The sequence below is a fragment of the Foliimonas ilicis genome, assembly GCF_039939195.1.
Classification (GTDB): Bacteria; Pseudomonadota; Alphaproteobacteria; order Rhizobiales; family Rhizobiaceae; genus Foliimonas; species Foliimonas ilicis.
In genome coordinates, this window is record NZ_JBDUUH010000014.1 from 103,994 (window position 1) to 119,808 (window position 15,815).

The window sequence follows — 15,815 nt, forward strand, 5'->3', positions numbered from 1 at the left end:
TTTATTGCGTCGAGCCTGTCTGCTCGCCCAAAACCTTCAAATCCGCCTTCTCGCCCTTGTCGGTTTCACCGGGCAGCTTGAACACCTGCCCCGGCCAAATGCGGTCCGGATTGCGGATCTGCTCCTGATTGGCAAGGTAGATGGTCGAATAGCGAACACCCAGCCCATAGACACGGCGGGAAATACGCCAGAGCGTATCACCGCGACGGATGATGACGGAACCATCGACATTCTGAAGCTTTGGCGCGAGCTCTTCCGGGTTTGCGGAAGCCGTTGCGGGCGCTTGCTGGCCGCTTGTTTCGGGTGCAATGGCGGGATTGGCGGTCGCATCCTGAGTAGACGCTCCGGCTGCGGAGGCTGGCGGAGCGACAGCCGATACTGCTTCTCCTGCCTCGCGCTCGAACGGCACAGCAGCGCGGGCAATGACTTTGACGCCATCGGGGGCCAGCGCATCGACGCGGACGATGTAGTCACCGACCGGCAGGTCGCGCTCGGCCTCGATCAGGAAACGCCCGGCCTGCGAGGCGATCGCCTCACCGAGTAGGATTTCATTGGCATATGCGCGCACACGGCGCCCCGGTTCGGCCGTACCGGCCACGAAAACCGATTTTCCTTCGATTTCAACGGCCTCGACGGCGAGTTTTACGGCGGCAGGCGCAGACTGACTGGCGGCGGGTGCGGTAGCAGGCGCTTCGGTCGCGGCTTGCTGTTGGCCGGTTTGCCCGGCTGCAGGCGCCGATGGTTCGGTTGTCGCCTGCTGTTCGTCGCCCGTAGCGGGGGTCTGGCCTGCGGCGGGCGGCGTCTGCGCATCACCGGCAGAAGGCTGACCAGCGGCATTATCCTTCGCTTCCGGCAGAGTGATCAGCCTGCTTGGCTGTCCCGGCTGCTCGACCAGGGCAAGAACCTGCCCGTCAGCCGAATCCGGCACAGAGACGACAGCCGTTTCGGACGATGTGGCGGTACTGCCCGAACCGGACGAACGCAATACGAGCTGGTAGTCGCCCGGCTTTAGCGGGTCTTCCAGAACAATGGCAAAATCGCCATCCTGGCCTGCCGTCGCGGTGCCGATCACCGTCGCTCCGTTTACGATCTCGACCTTGGCATCGGGTGCAGCCTTACCGGCGACAACCATCGAACCGTTCGGTTCGACACGAACAACATCGAAAGACGGTACGACAAGCCTCGGCGCGGTTCCCGCCGCAGGCTGTTCGCCCTGTGAAGGCTGGCTTTCAGTGTTTTCGGCAGATGCCGCGGCCGCCGGCGTTTCGGGTGCAGGCTGCGGCGTTGCAGCGGGCGCTTCGGGCGCTGCCGCCATCGGCGCGGTTTGCGGTGTTGACCCGCGGTCGAACATACCTGCGAAATATGCCACACCAGTCGCGGCCGCGAGCGCGCCCACGCAAAACAAAGCCACCTTTACGGGTGCAACTGCCATTGTCATCTTACCCCTTAGCCACCTAAGGCCGGTCTAGCCTTTTTTTACCGTGGTCACAAGAAAAAGCCCGGCTATAGGTCTTGACCGATATACGTAGGATACCATCAATCAGTTGCATGAACACGATTCGATCCATTTGCGTTTATTGCGGTTCCTCGCCGGGCCGCGACAAGATTTACCTCGAATCCGGCCACATGCTGGGCCGTGAAATCGCTAAAGCGGGTTTGCGTCTCGTTTATGGCGGCGGCACCAAGGGCATAATGGGCGCCGTTGCCGAAGGCACGATGCGCGCAGGCGGCAAGGTGACGGGTATCATTCCGCGTTTCCTGATGAGCAAGGAAGCGACCGAAAGCGCGCTCGGGCGGCTGGACGATCTGATCGTCACCGAAAACATGCATGAGCGCAAACACATGATGTTCGAGAAATCGGACGCATTCGTGGCGCTTCCCGGCGGTATCGGCACGGTCGAAGAGATCGTGGAAATCATGACCTGGGCGCAGCTTGGCAATCACCGCAAACCGATCGTATTCGCCAATATTAACGGGTTCTGGAACCCGATGTTGGATCTGCTCGATCACATGCGCACGGAAGGCTTCGTGCACACATCACATCTCGTTCAGCCATTGGTCATCGACCGGGCGGAGGAAGTGGTCGCGGCGATCCTCACCGCCTCCGCACAGGACGATATACCCAGCGAAGGTGTGCAGTCGGTCATCGACAAGCTTTAAGCCGTTACTTAACGCCGGGCGTTGCAACCTGCTCGACGGGCTGGCGGCGGAAAATCATCGACCATGTATAGATGGCGAGCGCTATCCAGATCAGCACGAATGCGACGACGCGCACGCCACTGAACGGTTCTCCGAAAATGAAAACGGCGATCAGAAACACCATGGTCGGCGCGATATACTGCATGATGCCAATGGTCGAATAACGCAGCAATTTCGCACCGAATGCAAAGAGAAGCAGAGGCACGGCGGTAACAGGGCCGCAAGCCAGCAGCCATCCGATGTCCGTCGGATTCGAGAGCACGAAATGCCCCTGGCCCGTTGATTGAAGCCAGATGATGTAGCCCAGCGCCGGGACGCTGAGGATGAGCACTTCCAGAAAAAAGCCCTGGCTGGGGCCAATCGGCAGCGTCTTGCGCAGATACCCGTAGGTCGCGAATGAAAATGCCAGTGCCAGCGAAACCCAAGGGAGGCCGCCCCCTTCGACTGCCAGAATGATAACGGCCAACGCCGCCAGCGCGATCGCCGCCATCTGGAATCGATTGAGCTTCTCGCCGAGCAGAACAGCGCCCATGACGACGCTCATAAGCGGATTGATATAATATCCCAAAGCAGTCTCGACCGTGCGGTCAACCGCAATCGCCCAGACATAGATGCCCCAGTTGATCGTTATGATCGTTGCGGTGAGCGCGGCAAGAAGCAAGGTGCGCGGCGAGCGCAATGCAGCCTTCACATCCGCGGTGCGGCCGAGCAGAAGCAGCACCACCGCCGCTATCGGCACAGACCAGACGATGCGGTGCGCAACGACTTCCGCTGCCGGTATATGCGCCACCGCCTTCATGAAGAAAGGCAGAAGCCCCCACAGAAAATAAGCTGTGAACGCGAAAATGAAGCCGCGAACAGCGGGATCCATGCGTTGCGGATTCTGATCTGTCATGCCCGTCAAATACTCCTGACGTGCACGACAAACCAGTTCAAACTTCTGATGCGGCAATGGATTTCTGTTATGCCAACCTTTACTCGGCGGCGACCAGTCCTGCCATTTCCCGGTTTTTCATCAGCTTGTAGACGATCGAGTCCATCAGCGCCTGAAACGACGCATCGATGATGTTGTCGGAAACGCCGACGGTCGACCAGCGCGCGCCCGTCGCATCATGCGATTCAATCAGAACGCGCGTGATCGCCTCCGTGCCGCCATTCAGGATACGCACCTTGTAGTCGGACAGTTCGAGATCGCCGATTTCGCTCTGATATTTGCCGAGATCCTTGCGCAGCGCGATGTCGAGCGCATTGACCGGACCATGCCCTTCGGCAACCGACATTTTCTCTTCGCCATCGACAATCACTTTCACGATTGCCTCGGACACGGTTCGCAACTGCCCGTTGGCGTCGAAACGCCGCTCGATCATGCAACGGAAGCTGGTGACGCGGAAGAATTCCGGCACAGTATGCAGCATCTTGCGCGCCAACAGCTCAAAGCTCGCATCCGCGCCTTCATAGGCGTAGCCTTCGGCCTCGCGTTCCTTGACCACGGAAATCAGCGCATCCAGCCGCCCGTCATCTTTCGGCACGTCGATGCCGCGCCGCTTCAACTCGCTGACGAAATTCGCCTTACCGCCCTGATCCGACACCATGACCCTGCGCCTGTTGCCGACAGTTTCGGGCGGCACATGCTCATAGGTCTGCGGCTCCTTGGCGATTGCCGAAGCGTGAATGCCAGCCTTCGTCGCGAAGGCTGACGCACCGACATAGGGTGCCTGCGCTTCCGGCGCGCGGTTCAGCAATTCGTCGAAGGCGCGAGAGAGCCGCGAAATGCCCGACAGCGCTTCTGCCGAGATTCCGGTCTCGAAACGTTCCGCGAAGGCGGGTTTCAGCGCCAGCGTCGGGATGATCGATATGAGGTTTGCGTTGCCGCAGCGCTCGCCGATGCCGTTCAGCGTTCCCTGAATCTGGCGCACGCCCGCATCGACGGCGGCAAGCGAATTCGCCACCGCTTGTCCCGTGTCGTCATGCGCGTGAATGCCGAGATTCTCTCCCGGAATACCCGCCGCAATCACCCTCTCAACGATCGCGCGCACTTCCGATGGCTGCGTGCCGCCATTGGTGTCACAAAGCACCACCCAGCGCGCGCCCGATTCATAGGCCGCTTTCGCACAAGCCGTCGCATAGTCCGGGTTCGCCTTGAACCCGTCGAAGAAATGCTCGCAATCGACCAGCGCTTCCTTGCCGCCCGCGACCGCAGCTTCGACCGAAGCGCGGATACTTTCGAGGTTTTCCTCGTTCGTGCAGCCGAGAGCTACGCGCACATGATAATCCCAGCTTTTCGCCACGAAACAGACCGCATCGGCCCTTGCCTGAACCAGTGATGCAAGGCCGGGATCGTTCGAGGCCGAAACGCCCGCGCGTTTCGTCATGCCGAAGGCGACGAATTTCGAGCGTGTCGTGCGCTTTTCGGCAAAGAACGCGGTGTCTGTCGGGTTCGCGCCAGGATAGCCGCCCTCGACATAGTCGAGGCCGAATTCGTCCAGCATGGTGGCGACGCTGATCTTGTCATCGACGGAGAAGTCGATGCCCGGCGTCTGCTGGCCATCGCGGAGCGTGGTGTCGAAGAGGTGGATGCGTTGTTTCATTGCGAGGCACCCCCCTCTGCCCTGCCGGGCATCTCCCCCTCAAGGGGGGAGATCAGATGTGAAAACTGTTTTCGCCAATCATTATCGTCGCAGAACAGGCGCGACGAAGGACATGGCTGATCTCCCCCCTTGAGGGGAAGATGGGCGGCAGCCCAGAGGGGGGTGACTTTGCTCACGCCTCTTTCCCCGCAAACCGATCCGTCGCGCGGATAAGCTGATCGAGAATACCGGGCTCCGAATAAGCATGCCCCGCGCCTTCGATCAGATGGAATTCCGCATCCGGCCAAGCCTTGTGAAGCGCCCATGCAAATCGCGCCGGGCATGGCATGTCGTAGCGGCCATGGACGATGACGCCCGGAATGCCTGCGAGCTTGCCCGCGTCACGCAGAAGCTGGCCTTCTTCCAACCAGCCTGCATGCACAAAAAAATGGTTTTCGATGCGCGCAAAGGCGATCGCGAAATCGTCCTTGCCGAATTTGTCGCTCGTCGAAGGTTCCGGCAAAAGCGTGATCGTCTCGCCTTCCCAGAGGCTCCATGCGCGCGCTGCCTCGATCTGCGCCTTGCGGTCGTCGCCGGTCAGGCGCTTGCGGTAGGCCGCCATCATATTGCCGCGCTCGGCCTCAGGAATGGGCGCCAGAAAGCGCTCCCATTTGTCGGGAAACATTTCCGAGACGCCGAACTGATAATACCAATCGAGCTCCGCCTTGGTCAGCGTGTAGATGCCGCGCACGACGAGTTCGCTCACCCTCTCAGGGTGCGTTTCCGCATAGGCCAACGCCAGCGTCGAACCCCAGGAGCCGCCGAAGACCAGCCATTTTTCGAAGCCCGCAAGCTTGCGCAGACGCTCGATATCCTCGACCAGATGCCAGGTCGTGTTCGCTTCCAGCGATGCGTTGGGCACGGATTTTCCGCAGCCGCGCTGATCGAACAGGATTAGGTCGTAAAGCCTAGGATCGAACAGCCTGCGATGGCTGGGCGAAATCGTGCCGCCCGGCCCGCCATGCAGGAAGACTGCCGGTTTCGCACCCTTGGTGCCAACGCGTTCCCAGTAAATCTGGTGGCCGTCGCCAACATCCAGCATGCCCGTCTCGAACGGTTCGATTTCTGGATAGAGCGCGCGGAATTCTTGCATCATAGTTTCAAACCCTGTGACGGCCATACGGGTGTTTCATGGTCGGGATGCTGGAAGGAGATGATCGCTTCCTGCTGCGTGTAATAATCGGTGTCCTGATAGACCGGAGCGTCGAAGATCGTCTCGACCCAGGGCAGCCGCGCGGCATAGTTCACCTGCATTTGCGGCGCAAGATCGGAGCGGTCGTCGAATGCGCCGATGGCGATTTCCAGACCGCCCGGATGGCGATAGGTCAGCGGCGTGCCGCAATGCGGGCAAAAGCCACGGTCGATATTGACCGACGACTGGAAATAGCTCGGCTCCTCGCGAATCCATTCGACGCCGTCCTTCGGGGCCGTCACCAGCGCGGAAAAGAATGAGCCGAACTGTTTTTGGCACATGCGGCAATGGCAGATAGACGGTCGCCCGAGCTCGCCCTTGATGCGAAAACGCACGGCGCCGCACTGGCAGCCGCCTGTTCTAATTGTGTCGGTCATGATTTCTTCTCCGGCGGCCACTGGTCGGTGTCGTGATCGGGGTGCTGGTAGGAAACGAGATCGGCCAGAAACGGCGCCGATTCTATATCGGCCATCGTTTCCTCGCCGGGCAAATCGGGAATGTGATCCATGAAGGGCAGCTTCTCCTCAATGCCCCACTGGATGACAGGCGCCAAACCCGACGGATCGTCGAAGGCAGCAATGGCGAGCGCAATGCCGTCCGGCGCTTCATAGGTCAACGGCGTGCCGCACTCGGCGCAAAAGCCGCGTTGCGCGAAATTGGAGGATTGATAACGCTTCGGTTCGCCGCGTGTCCATTCGAGCTTCGTGCCGCGCACGGAAACCAGCGGCGCATAAAAATTGCCGAACGCCTTCTGGCACATGCGGCAATGGCAGATCGACGGTTCGCCAAGCGCCCCTTCGACGCGGAAACGCACCGCGCCGCACTGACAGCCCCCGGAATATTGCGGTTTGTTGTCGAGGCTCATGGCGTTGGCTCGTGACAGACGGCTTCGACATTGTTTCCGTCCGGATCGAAGACGAAAGCGGCGTAATAGTCAGGGTGGTAATGCGGACGAAGCCCCGGCGCGCCATTGTCCTTTGCACCGGCTTCGAGGGCAGCCGCATGAAACGCATCGACCTCGGCGCGAGAGCGTGCGGTAAAGGCGATGTGCTGCTTGTGCGCAACCGCCTCGCCTTCCTGCAACCAGAATGTCGGCCGGTCACGCCCATAGCCGCCGATCTTCTTGCCGCCTGTATATTCCAGCGGCACCATCATGATCAGCGATGCACCAAGCGGCACCATCGCCTTGTCGTAAAAACTCTTGGAGGTTTCGAAATCCGAAACCGTGATGCCGAGATGATCGATCATGCCACTTCCTCCCGAACCGCCCCCGCCACAATCACGATATGCTGACAGACATTGTCGATATCGCGAAGCACATCGTCATTCCAGAAGCGGAGAATGGTCCAGCCCAGCGCTTCCAACGCCGCGCTTCGTGACGCATCTGCTTGCGAGATAAAATCATCGGCGTGCTGAGAACCGTCGATTTCAACGATCAGTTTTTTCGTGGGGCATGCGAAATCCACGATGTATCCGCCTATCGGCAATTGCCGACGAAAGCCCAACCCCATCAGCCGATGCGCGCGAAGCTCATTCCACAGTTTGAACTCGGCATCGGTCATCGCCTTGCGCATCGTCTTCGCAAAGCCGCGATTTTTCTGGGGAACAGGCGCGTGGTTCACCGTACCTCACCCCCCTCTGCCCTGCCGGGCATCTCCCCCTCAAGTGGGGAGATTGGCAGTTTCGACCGGTCATCAGGATTTTCAATGGCGGCAATGAAGCCTTCACCCGTGACGTTTGGCGAAGACATGCCTGAAAGCTGATCTCCCCCCTTGAGGGGGAGATGCCCGGCAGGGCAGAGGGGGGTGCCCCGCTCCCTCACCGCTTCACTTCCCAAGTCGTGATGCGTTCGCCGGTCTCCGGGTCCTTGCCGTCCTTCAACTGAATGCCCTGCTCCAGAAGCTCGTCGCGGATGCGGTCTGCTTCGGCCCAGTTTTTGGCGGCTATGAAGGATAGGCGTTCATCTACGGCTGCGCGGTGAACCTCGTCCAAATTTGAATTTGACGTTACTTCAATACCGACAAGATGAAGGGTTCGCACAGCAGACGCTATGGAATGCGCGATTTTACCCTTTGTCTCAAATCCCGAAAACTCTTCGCCAAATCCAACAGCATTGATTTTCGAGGCGTCGTCCTCTTCGGCCCATTGTCCAACATTCATCATGCTATGGATAACTTCAAAGAATTTCGAGAGGTCGAGATCGTTTTTAAGTGCGTCAATTGCGGCCTGTGGAACTTCCCCTTCGACGCCGTCAGTCTGATCCAGTCTGCGACGCCACCGATTTAGCCAACTTTCGGCCTCTGCAAGTTTCCGCACACTAAAATCAATCGGCTCGCGATAATGCGTCATCAACATCGCAAGGCGCAGCACTTCGCCTGGCCATTTGCGGCCGCCGAACTTATCCGTTTCGAGCAGATCATTGATCGTGACGAAGTTTCCCTCGCTTTTCGACATCTTACGGCCTTCGACCTGCACGAAACCATTATGCAGCCAGTAGTTCGCCATGACATCCGTACCGTGGGCGCAGCGGGATTGGGCGATTTCGTTTTCGTGGTGGGGGAAGATCAGGTCCAACCCGCCGCCGTGAATGTCGAATATCTCGCCGAGATAGGCCGCGCTCATGGCCGAGCATTCGATGTGCCAGCCGGGGCGGCCTCTGCCCCATGGGCTTCCCCAGCCCGGCTCTTCGGCGGACGAAAGCTTCCAGAGAACGAAATCACCGGGGTTTTTCTTGTGGCGATCGACCGCCACACGCGCGCCAGCCTGCTGCTCGTCCAGCGGGCGCTTGGAAAGCTGGCCGTAATCCTTCATCGAGGCGGTGTCGAACAGAACTTCGCCTTCCGCTTCATAGGCATGGCCGCGTTCGATGAGACGTTGAATCAACGTGATCATGTCGGCCTTGCCATCAGCGCGCGGCTGCACGAATTCGGTCGCGCGCGGCTCGAATGTCGGCTCAAGGCAGCCGAGCGCCTTTACGTCGGCGTGGAACTGGTCAGCCGTTTTCTGCGTGACCTTGCCAATCGCTTCGTTCAGCGGCAGATCGGGAAAGTCGCGCAGTGCGCGCGCATTGATCTTGTCGTCGACGTCGGTGATGTTGCGCACATAAGTCACGCTCTCCGCGCCGTAGAGATGGCGCAGAAGGCGATACAGCACGTCGAACACGATAACGGGGCGCGCATTGCCGATATGGGCGAAGTCGTAGACCGTCGGGCCGCAGACATACATGCGTACATTATTGGCGTCGATCGGCGCGAAGTCTTCCTTCGTGCGCGTCAGCGTGTTGTAGAGCTTCAGTCCCTTGAAACCTTCAGACATAACTTTCCCCTGGCCTGCTGGCCGGGGCGTTTGTCCTGTCTGTCAAGAAAAGGCGAAAACGTCCGGTCCAGCGCAAGCGCTAGCCAATAATGCAGATACCACAAATGGTGGACGGCGTTTTCATGTGCGCTTTATCGCGCTTCCCGCCTGTTGCCGTCAAGACGCAACTTCATACGAAATGCCCTGCACATATGACCAGTGTGTACCCTTGGGGTCACAGGTAAGATTTTATTAAACATGTAGGAACATGGATTGGGAGAAGTCTCTGAAATTCCAAGCATTCGACACGTTTTGGACGGAATCGGGCATCACTTCCTAAACTTATCGAAACGAACGAAAGGATAAGACAATGACCCCCGCAAAGAGCGAAGCAGAACGCACACGCGCTCAATATGCCGCTCTTACAAAGCACTATGGCGCAATCGGCCCGGCTGCAATTCTGGCCGCCGTTCTTTGTGCCACGCGCAAAACGACTTTGAAGCCTGCCACTCTACCCGCTCGCAAGGCGGCTTAACAGGCTCAGTCCTATAGCGGCCATTACCAGGCCGATGAGAAGATCGAGCACCCGCCATGCCGCGGGCCGGGCAAAGACCGGCTGCAGCAATCGGGCGCCGTAACCCAGACCGAAGAACCAGACGAAGGACGCGACCACCGCACCTGCCCCATAGGCCGTGCGGGCAGAGCCTTCGTAACGCGCCGAAAGCGAACCCAGCAGGACCACCGTGTCGAGATAGACATGCGGGTTCAGGAAGGTGAAGGCGAGGCAAGTGCCGATTGCGGCCTTCAGGCTGCCGCCTGTGTTATTTGCGGCCTGCATGGCCGATGGCTTCATCGCCCGCCTGAAGGCGATTGCCGCATAGGCAAACAGAAACACCGCACCGCCAAGCGTCACGAACCAGATCAAACTCGGCGAAGTCGAGATCAGCGTGCCAAGGCCTGCAACACCGGCGACAATCAGCAGCGCATCCGCCAGAGCGCAAATCAGGCACAGAATGAAGACGTGCTGGCGCAGCAGCCCTTGACGCAGAATGAACGCGTTCTGCGCGCCAATCGCGATTATCAGCGACCCACCAAGCAAAAAGCCTGACAATGCAGGCGCAAACATTTCAAAATTCATGTGTTCGGGCTCTAAAACAGAGACATCTGCTGGTCGGATGGCTTGGGCTTCGCAGGCTGCGCGACAGGATCTTTCGGCTCGACACGCTCCTGCAAATCCGCCCCGACATTCGCAACCTTGTTGACCTTGTCGGAAACCGGAATGGCTTCGAAAAAGCCCGGATCGGCTGGTTTCAGAAGATCGGCCACATCGCGCGGCTCCTGCGTGCGGCAGTCCAGCCAGCACGAAAAATCCTGTTGCGCGATGACGATCGGCATGCGGCCGTGGATATGGCCGATGTCGTCATTGGCGCGCGTGGTCAGGATCGCGCCCGTGTCCATCTCCGATCCGCCGGCTTCCGCATAGGTTTCCATCAGGCCAGCAAAGGCGATCAGCCCGCCATTTTTTGGCCGGATCCAATAGGCTTGCCCCTTGCCGCCGCTGTTCTGCTGCCATTCGTAAAAACCGGAAGCCGGGATCAGCGCCCGCCGGTGGCGCATAGCCGTTCGGAACGAGGCCTTTGTGGCCGCAGTTTCCGAGCGCGCATTGAACAGAAGCGGGAAATCCTTCGGGTCTTTAACCCAGGAAGGCAGCAATCCCCAGCGAACGAGATAGGGCTGGCGATCCGGCATATTCGATCCCGGCGGCCTCGACGGACCGGATGTGACGAGCAGGATCGGCTGCGTCGGCGCGATGTTGTAGCGTGGCGGAAACGCTTCAAGCTCGGTCGTTCCGAGAAATGTCTCGGTCTGCTCGGCAGTGGCGGTCAGTGAAAAACGTCCGCACATGGCTCAACAACGCTCCAACGAAGAGTTTTCGCGCGCCGGACCATATTCTCCGAGGATTTTCGCTGCAAGATCGCTCATTTTCACATCGTTGCCGGTGGAAATCGGCTGCTGCAACGTCTAATCCTCTTAAAACGCGGGCAGTCCACCGCTTTCCTCTTCCCGTCAGGATAATTCGATGAGCGAGAGACAAATCCTGCCGGCAGTGTCGGTCGCCGCCATTCGCGGAGATAGAGTCTTGCTGGTCAAACGCGCGCGCGCACCATCCAAGGGGCTTTACGCGTTTCCGGGTGGACGGGTCGAAGAAGGCGAGACGCTGGAAGAGGCGGCAAAGCGCGAATTGCTTGAGGAAACAGGGCTGGAAGTCACCGAAATCCGGCCTTTCCGGGAGATCTACATTTCCGCCGCCGCAGGCGACCGGCCCATCGACTACCGGCTCCAGGTTTTTGCCGGGCTTGCTGCGCCGGGCGAACCGATTGCCGCAGACGATGCGGAAGAAGCCCGTTTCGTAACGCTTCGCGAGATGGAAGGCATGCAATTGACGGACTCGATCTACGAAATCGCCGAAGAACTAATTCGCAACAGCTAATGAATGGCCTTGCGGGCGTCAAAATCTTTGGCCAGAAGTGCCTCATGAACCGCGTCGCGCTCCTTTTGTCGGCATTTCTCATCGCCTCCCCGGCATACGCTGTGGAGGCACCGTTCGAGCGCGGGCTGATGCGGCTTTCGGAAGTTCTCGGATCGCTGCATTTCCTGCGCAATCTTTGCGGAGAGGAAGGCAGTCGCTGGCGCGACCAGATGGAAACGCTGCTTGAAGCAGAAAAACCGGACGTCGAGCGCCGCGCAAGGCTGATCGCCAGTTTCAATCGCGGCTATCGTTCTTTCGAGGGCACTTACTCCTCCTGCACATCGTCCGCGACCGAGGCAATCAACCGTTATATCCGCGAAGGAGAGACGCTTACGCGCGACATCGCCGCGAAATACGGCAACTGAAGAATCACCCGGAATTTGCGGAATCCGGCCAGCCCGATTAGGAGTGCTACAGCCGATTGTGTCATGCCGGACACACTCATTACCTATTCGTTAAGTCGAATTTCGCCAGTTAACTTAAACTTTATGTATTGCTATCTGTGGGCGGTGTAATCCGCTACTTTGCAAACTTAGAAATTCGTTGCTTGGTATTAGCGGCTGCTGGGGAAGATTCGGGCAGAGCGCCGGGAACGAAAGCAAGGGACACGGACTGGCCAGAGTATGCCGGACCGCCACTTGAAAGGGTGGAATGTGAGTATGGAACATACAGCGAGTGATATCGACGCCCTTGTACGGGAAGAAAAGCGGCTGACCGCGGTCGAAAATCACAACGAAGCCTGGGCCGAGGGTCTTTCGGCAGGCATCGAACCGGAAATCATCGCGGAAGCAGCACTTGCCACCGCTTTCGGCGAAATCCTGCGTTCGCAGGGCGAAAGCGAAGCGCTATCCCTGCTCGACCGAATGCGCGAGAAAGTCATTTCCGGCGAATTCGAGCCGTCACTGGTGCGCCACTAGATTCAGTGAGCTTGATGGGTCATTGAGTTGGACGGGTTCTGCATGAATGTGCGTCCTGCCGGACACAAGCACGATCTATTGCTTTGAATGAACCCCGCAATAGTCCGAAAACCGGTTTCCACTTTCAGGTTCGATGTTCTAACACATTCTCCTGACGCCTTTTTGTCATAAAAAGCGTATCAAGCCGTCGGAGCAATGACGGCCTGCGGAGATTCGGACCATGCAAAATTCCCCCCTTTCGCGGTCACGCGTGATTTTCACAAGCATCGGTGCATCGGCCCTGTTCGGCGCATTGCTTTGCACATCGATGCTTTATACGACCGCGCCCGCTTCGGCGCTCAGCGAAATCAAGCGTGAGGAATTGCCGGCCGCTTCCGGATCGGGTCAAGACAACTCTGTTCCCTTCCCCGATCCTGTGCAGACCGTGCCGCCCGCAGAAAGCGACCCTGAGACGCCCGCACCTGCCGCGCCTGATCAGGTCGCACCCGAAATGGACGACGATGCCGACAGCGTCGCCCGCCCGCATCTCGATCCCAACGAGCCCCTGCCAGAAATTCAATACGACCTTGCAAAGCTGCCGGAAGCAGTGCGCCGCATGCACGATCTGATCGTCGAGGCTGCAAAGACCGGCGACATCGAAAAACTGCGTCCGCTGGTGGGTATCGGCGATGACGCGACGCAGCTCTCCTTGAGCGAAGTCGATGGCGACCCGATCGAGTTCCTGAAAGGACTTTCCGGTGATTCGGAGGGCCAGGAAATCCTGGCCATTCTGGAAGAAACGCTTGGTGCCGGTTATGTGCATCTCGACGCCGGAACGCCGCAGGAGCTTTACGTCTGGCCCTATTTCTTCGCCGTCCCCCTGGAAAAACTCGACCCGCGCCAGCGCGTGGAGCTGTTCAAGCTCGTGACCGCCGGGGACTATGAAGATATGAAAGCCTTCGGCACCTATACGTTTTATCGCGCTGGGATTACGCCTGCCGGGGAGTGGACGTTTTTTGTAGCGGGTGAGTGAGGCTCAAATTTGGAGTGTGCGCTTCGAGGCTCGCTTCGCTCGCACATCAGGGTGAGGGAAGTTAGCGCATCTCAATTTTGAGAGGAACAAATGCCACGATGAGGGGTGATTCTATCTCTGATAGCTCTGAGAGTATCAGGGCCTAATCGTACCCTGATGGAAAAGCATCTGCCATTTAACGCCGTTGTGCTTCCAGACCGAGCTTCGTAACACGCGCCGCTTCGTGCCATCATGATATGAGCGCTCTGTCTCGTAGGTCAAAAGCACCGCATCATGTGAGATGGACACCATGGCGTAATTGGCTGCTTTGAGGTCACTGCTCTCATCGTCCTGCGTTAGAAGATCAATGATTTCTGCCCGGTCATATATCCTGCCTGATGCTCCGAATTCTACAAATTCTTCTGCGAGCAATGCTTCAACAGCTTCCTTGCAGCGCCTAATTTCCGGGCGGTGAAGGGCTTCTTCGAGAGATTGGATTTCGCTAAGCTCAGGAAGGTTGGTCAGGGTTGGCAAACTCCGTTGGCATGCAGCATCGATTTACCCACGTTGCCTCACGCCACGCAATGATGAGCCATGCTTCTCGTCGCTTTGTGGCGCGCTCGAATACCGCTTAAATCTCCACAAGCTCCCTCATCCTGAGGTGCGAGCTAAGCGAGCTTCGAAGGACGCACTCCCTTAAACAGGCAGTGCCTCGGAAAACTCTACCGGCTTGCCCTGCCCCGGTGTCACGATCTCACCCTGCCACATCACGCGATTGCCGCGGATGAAGGTGCCGACCGGCCAGCCGGTGATCTGCTTGCCATGGTATGGCGTCCAGCCTGCCCTCGAGCCTGCCTGCTCGTTGGTGATCGTCTCGCGGCGTTTGAGGTCGACGACCGTGAAATCGGCGTCGTAACCGACGGCAACACGCCCCTTGCGGGCCATGCCGAACAGGCGATTGGGGCCGTGGCTCGACAAATCCACGAAGCGCTCAATGCTGAGGCGCCCGGCATTCACATGGTCCAGCATGATCGGGACCAGCGTCTGCACGCCCGTCATGCCCGATGGCGAGGCTGGATAGGGCTTTGCCTTTTCCTCAAGCGTATGCGGCGCATGGTCGGAGCCCAGCACGTCGACGATGCCCTGCGAAATGCCTTCCCATATGCCGTCGCGATGGCGCGGGCTGCGCACCGGCGGGTTCATCTGGATCAGCGTGCCGAGGCTCGCATAATCGTCGGACGAAAGAGTCAGGTGATGCGGTGTCGCCTCGCAGCTCGCGACATCCTTGTTTGCCGCGAGGAAGGCGATTTCCTCAGCCGTGGAAATATGCAGCACGTGAATGCGCGCGCGGGTTTCGCGAGCAATGCGCACCAGCCGCTCCGTGCATTGCAGGGCGGCGATCTCGTCGCGCCAGACCGGATGCGAGGATGGGTCGTTTTCAATGCGCTCGCCAAGGCGTTCGTTCAGCCGGTACTCGTCTTCCGAATGGAAGGCGGCGCGGCGGCGGGTGTTGCGCAGGATGGAGGCTACACCCTCATCATCCTCGACCAGCAAATTGCCGGTGGACGAGCCCATGAAAACCTTGATGCCTGCTGCACCCGGCAGCCGTTCCAGTTCGGCGACATCCGGGGCATTTTCGCGCGTGCCGCCAACCCAGAAGGCAAAATCGCAATGCATACGGTTCGTGGCGCGGCCAATCTTGTCGGCGAGCGCTTCGGCGCTGGTGGTCAAAGGCTTGGTGTTCGGCATCTCGAAGACGGCAGTAACACCGCCGAGGACGGCTGCGCGCGAACCTGTCTCGAGGTCTTCCTTATCCTCGAGACCCGGCTCACGGAAATGGACCTGACTGTCGACCACGCCCGGCAGAATGTGCAGGCCGGTGCAGTCCACCACTTCTCCTGCGGAGGCGCGTGACAGATCGCCCATCTGCGCAATGCGCCCGGCGACGACGCCGATGTCGCGGAGGCCCACGCCGTCATGATTGACGACGATGCCGCCCTTGAGAATGATGTCGAAGGTTTGTGTCATCTCGTTCCGGCCCTTGCTCGCGTGGTCCACGCGGCTT

19 protein-coding genes are annotated in these 15,815 nt (G+C 59.0%); 6 read left to right on the plus strand and 13 right to left on the minus strand.

What is annotated here, in order from left to right; all coding sequences use genetic code 11:
* Nucleotide 1: 1 nt before the first annotated feature.
* Entirely contained in the window at nt 2–1,432 is a 1,431-nt protein-coding gene (locus tag ABFT80_RS24345) for an Ig-like domain-containing protein (protein ID WP_347974533.1), read from the minus strand.
* Nucleotides 1,433–1,548: 116 nt separating this feature from the next.
* On the opposite strand from ABFT80_RS24345, the gene ABFT80_RS24350 reads away from it, so the two are divergent.
* Nucleotides 1,549–2,160: an LOG family protein gene (locus ABFT80_RS24350; protein WP_347974534.1), complete on the plus strand. Its 612-nt coding sequence runs from the start codon at nt 1,549–1,551 to the stop codon at nt 2,158–2,160.
* Nucleotides 2,161–2,164: 4 nt separating this feature from the next.
* On the opposite strand, the gene rarD is transcribed toward ABFT80_RS24350, so the two are convergent.
* The 8 genes from rarD to cysS form a co-directional block, all read right to left on the minus strand.
* A complete protein-coding gene (gene rarD / locus ABFT80_RS24355; RefSeq protein WP_347974535.1) occupies nt 2,165–3,094 on the minus strand; it encodes an EamA family transporter RarD in 930 nt (309 codons plus the stop codon).
* Nucleotides 3,095–3,173: 79 nt separating this feature from the next.
* Nucleotides 3,174–4,787 (minus strand): citramalate synthase, encoded by a 1,614-nt coding sequence (cimA, locus tag ABFT80_RS24360; protein WP_347974536.1) that lies wholly within the window; start codon nt 4,785–4,787, stop codon nt 3,174–3,176.
* Nucleotides 4,788–4,959: 172 nt separating this feature from the next.
* Entirely contained in the window at nt 4,960–5,919 is a 960-nt protein-coding gene (gene pip, locus ABFT80_RS24365) for a prolyl aminopeptidase (RefSeq protein WP_347974596.1), read from the minus strand.
* Entirely contained in the window at nt 5,919–6,395 is a 477-nt protein-coding gene (locus ABFT80_RS24370) for a GFA family protein (protein WP_347974537.1), read from the minus strand. The genes pip and ABFT80_RS24370 overlap by 1 nt, the downstream gene beginning before the upstream one ends.
* Complete coding sequence (locus ABFT80_RS24375) at nt 6,392–6,883, minus strand: GFA family protein (RefSeq protein ID WP_347974538.1); 492 nt, start codon at nt 6,881–6,883, stop codon at nt 6,392–6,394. The genes ABFT80_RS24370 and ABFT80_RS24375 overlap by 4 nt, the downstream gene beginning before the upstream one ends.
* Nucleotides 6,880–7,266, minus strand: a complete 387-nt coding sequence (locus ABFT80_RS24380) for a VOC family protein (protein WP_347974539.1) — start codon at nt 7,264–7,266, stop codon at nt 6,880–6,882. Before ABFT80_RS24380 ends, ABFT80_RS24375 begins: the two co-directional genes overlap by 4 nt.
* Entirely contained in the window at nt 7,263–7,640 is a 378-nt protein-coding gene (locus ABFT80_RS24385; protein ID WP_347974540.1) for an endonuclease domain-containing protein, read from the minus strand. The genes ABFT80_RS24380 and ABFT80_RS24385 overlap by 4 nt, the downstream gene beginning before the upstream one ends.
* A 196-nt stretch (nt 7,641–7,836) precedes the next feature.
* A complete protein-coding gene (gene cysS, locus ABFT80_RS24390) occupies nt 7,837–9,333 on the minus strand; it encodes a cysteine--tRNA ligase (RefSeq protein ID WP_347974541.1) in 1,497 nt (498 codons plus the stop codon).
* Between the two features lie 349 nt (nt 9,334–9,682).
* Between cysS and ABFT80_RS24395 the strand changes: the two genes are divergently transcribed.
* Nucleotides 9,683–9,847 carry a transcriptional regulator gene (locus ABFT80_RS24395; RefSeq protein WP_347974542.1) on the plus strand — a complete coding sequence of 55 codons (165 nt, stop codon included), beginning with the start codon at nt 9,683–9,685 and terminating at the stop codon, nt 9,845–9,847.
* On the opposite strand, the gene ABFT80_RS24400 is transcribed toward ABFT80_RS24395, so the two are convergent.
* A complete protein-coding gene (locus tag ABFT80_RS24400) occupies nt 9,824–10,438 on the minus strand; it encodes a LysE/ArgO family amino acid transporter (RefSeq protein WP_347974597.1) in 615 nt (204 codons plus the stop codon). The two genes, ABFT80_RS24395 and ABFT80_RS24400, sit on opposite strands and share 24 nt — an antisense overlap.
* A 23-nt stretch (nt 10,439–10,461) precedes the next feature.
* On the minus strand, nt 10,462–11,217 hold the full coding sequence (locus ABFT80_RS24405; protein ID WP_347974543.1) for an SOS response-associated peptidase: 756 nt from the start codon (nt 11,215–11,217) through the stop codon (nt 10,462–10,464).
* Nucleotides 11,218–11,392: 175 nt separating this feature from the next.
* Between ABFT80_RS24405 and ABFT80_RS24410 the strand changes: the two genes are divergently transcribed.
* The 4 genes from ABFT80_RS24410 (at nt 11,393) to ABFT80_RS24425 (ending at nt 13,771) form a co-directional block, all read left to right on the plus strand.
* Nucleotides 11,393–11,803, plus strand: coding sequence for an NUDIX hydrolase (locus ABFT80_RS24410; RefSeq protein ID WP_347974544.1), 411 nt, complete (start codon nt 11,393–11,395; stop codon nt 11,801–11,803).
* A gap of 44 nt (nt 11,804–11,847) precedes the next feature.
* A complete protein-coding gene (locus tag ABFT80_RS24415) occupies nt 11,848–12,207 on the plus strand; it encodes a TIGR02301 family protein (protein ID WP_347974545.1) in 360 nt (119 codons plus the stop codon).
* A gap of 294 nt (nt 12,208–12,501) precedes the next feature.
* Entirely contained in the window at nt 12,502–12,759 is a 258-nt protein-coding gene (locus ABFT80_RS24420) for a hypothetical protein (RefSeq protein ID WP_347974546.1), read from the plus strand.
* Nucleotides 12,760–12,979: 220 nt separating this feature from the next.
* The gene (locus ABFT80_RS24425) at nt 12,980–13,771 is read left to right on the plus strand and encodes a hypothetical protein (RefSeq protein ID WP_455190004.1); all 792 of its coding nucleotides are present in this window, start codon (nt 12,980–12,982) and stop codon (nt 13,769–13,771) included.
* A gap of 135 nt (nt 13,772–13,906) precedes the next feature.
* On the opposite strand, the gene ABFT80_RS24430 is transcribed toward ABFT80_RS24425, so the two are convergent.
* Both ABFT80_RS24430 and ABFT80_RS24435 read right to left on the minus strand, forming a co-directional pair.
* Nucleotides 13,907–14,284, minus strand: coding sequence for a nuclear transport factor 2 family protein (locus tag ABFT80_RS24430; RefSeq protein WP_347974547.1), 378 nt, complete (start codon nt 14,282–14,284; stop codon nt 13,907–13,909).
* A gap of 162 nt (nt 14,285–14,446) precedes the next feature.
* Nucleotides 14,447–15,778, minus strand: coding sequence for a dihydroorotase (locus tag ABFT80_RS24435; protein WP_347974548.1), 1,332 nt, complete (start codon nt 15,776–15,778; stop codon nt 14,447–14,449).
* Nucleotides 15,779–15,815 lie beyond the last annotated feature (37 nt).

Bases quoted from the DNA above. Each gene is read 5' to 3' on its own strand.
- ABFT80_RS24345 (WP_347974533.1), bottom strand. From the start codon at position 1,432: ATGGCAGTTGCACCCGTAAAGGTGGCTTTGTTTTGCGTGGGCGCGCTC.
- ABFT80_RS24350 (WP_347974534.1), top strand. From the start codon at position 1,549: ATGAACACGATTCGATCCATTTGCGTTTATTGCGGTTCCTCGCCGGGC.
- rarD (WP_347974535.1), bottom strand. From the start codon at position 3,094: ATGACAGATCAGAATCCGCAACGCATGGATCCCGCTGTTCGCGGCTTC.
- cimA (WP_347974536.1), bottom strand. From the start codon at position 4,787: ATGAAACAACGCATCCACCTCTTCGACACCACGCTCCGCGATGGCCAG.
- pip (WP_347974596.1), bottom strand. From the start codon at position 5,919: ATGCAAGAATTCCGCGCGCTCTATCCAGAAATCGAACCGTTCGAGACG.
- ABFT80_RS24370 (WP_347974537.1), bottom strand. From the start codon at position 6,395: ATGACCGACACAATTAGAACAGGCGGCTGCCAGTGCGGCGCCGTGCGT.
- ABFT80_RS24375 (WP_347974538.1), bottom strand. From the start codon at position 6,883: ATGAGCCTCGACAACAAACCGCAATATTCCGGGGGCTGTCAGTGCGGC.
- ABFT80_RS24380 (WP_347974539.1), bottom strand. From the start codon at position 7,266: ATGATCGATCATCTCGGCATCACGGTTTCGGATTTCGAAACCTCCAAG.
- cysS (WP_347974541.1), bottom strand. From the start codon at position 9,333: ATGTCTGAAGGTTTCAAGGGACTGAAGCTCTACAACACGCTGACGCGC.
- ABFT80_RS24395 (WP_347974542.1), top strand. From the start codon at position 9,683: ATGACCCCCGCAAAGAGCGAAGCAGAACGCACACGCGCTCAATATGCC.
- ABFT80_RS24400 (WP_347974597.1), bottom strand. From the start codon at position 10,438: ATGTTTGCGCCTGCATTGTCAGGCTTTTTGCTTGGTGGGTCGCTGATA.
- ABFT80_RS24405 (WP_347974543.1), bottom strand. From the start codon at position 11,217: ATGTGCGGACGTTTTTCACTGACCGCCACTGCCGAGCAGACCGAGACA.
- ABFT80_RS24410 (WP_347974544.1), top strand. From the start codon at position 11,393: ATGAGCGAGAGACAAATCCTGCCGGCAGTGTCGGTCGCCGCCATTCGC.
- ABFT80_RS24415 (WP_347974545.1), top strand. From the start codon at position 11,848: ATGAACCGCGTCGCGCTCCTTTTGTCGGCATTTCTCATCGCCTCCCCG.
- ABFT80_RS24420 (WP_347974546.1), top strand. From the start codon at position 12,502: ATGGAACATACAGCGAGTGATATCGACGCCCTTGTACGGGAAGAAAAG.
- ABFT80_RS24425 (WP_455190004.1), top strand. From the start codon at position 12,980: ATGCAAAATTCCCCCCTTTCGCGGTCACGCGTGATTTTCACAAGCATC.
- ABFT80_RS24435 (WP_347974548.1), bottom strand. From the start codon at position 15,778: ATGACACAAACCTTCGACATCATTCTCAAGGGCGGCATCGTCGTCAAT.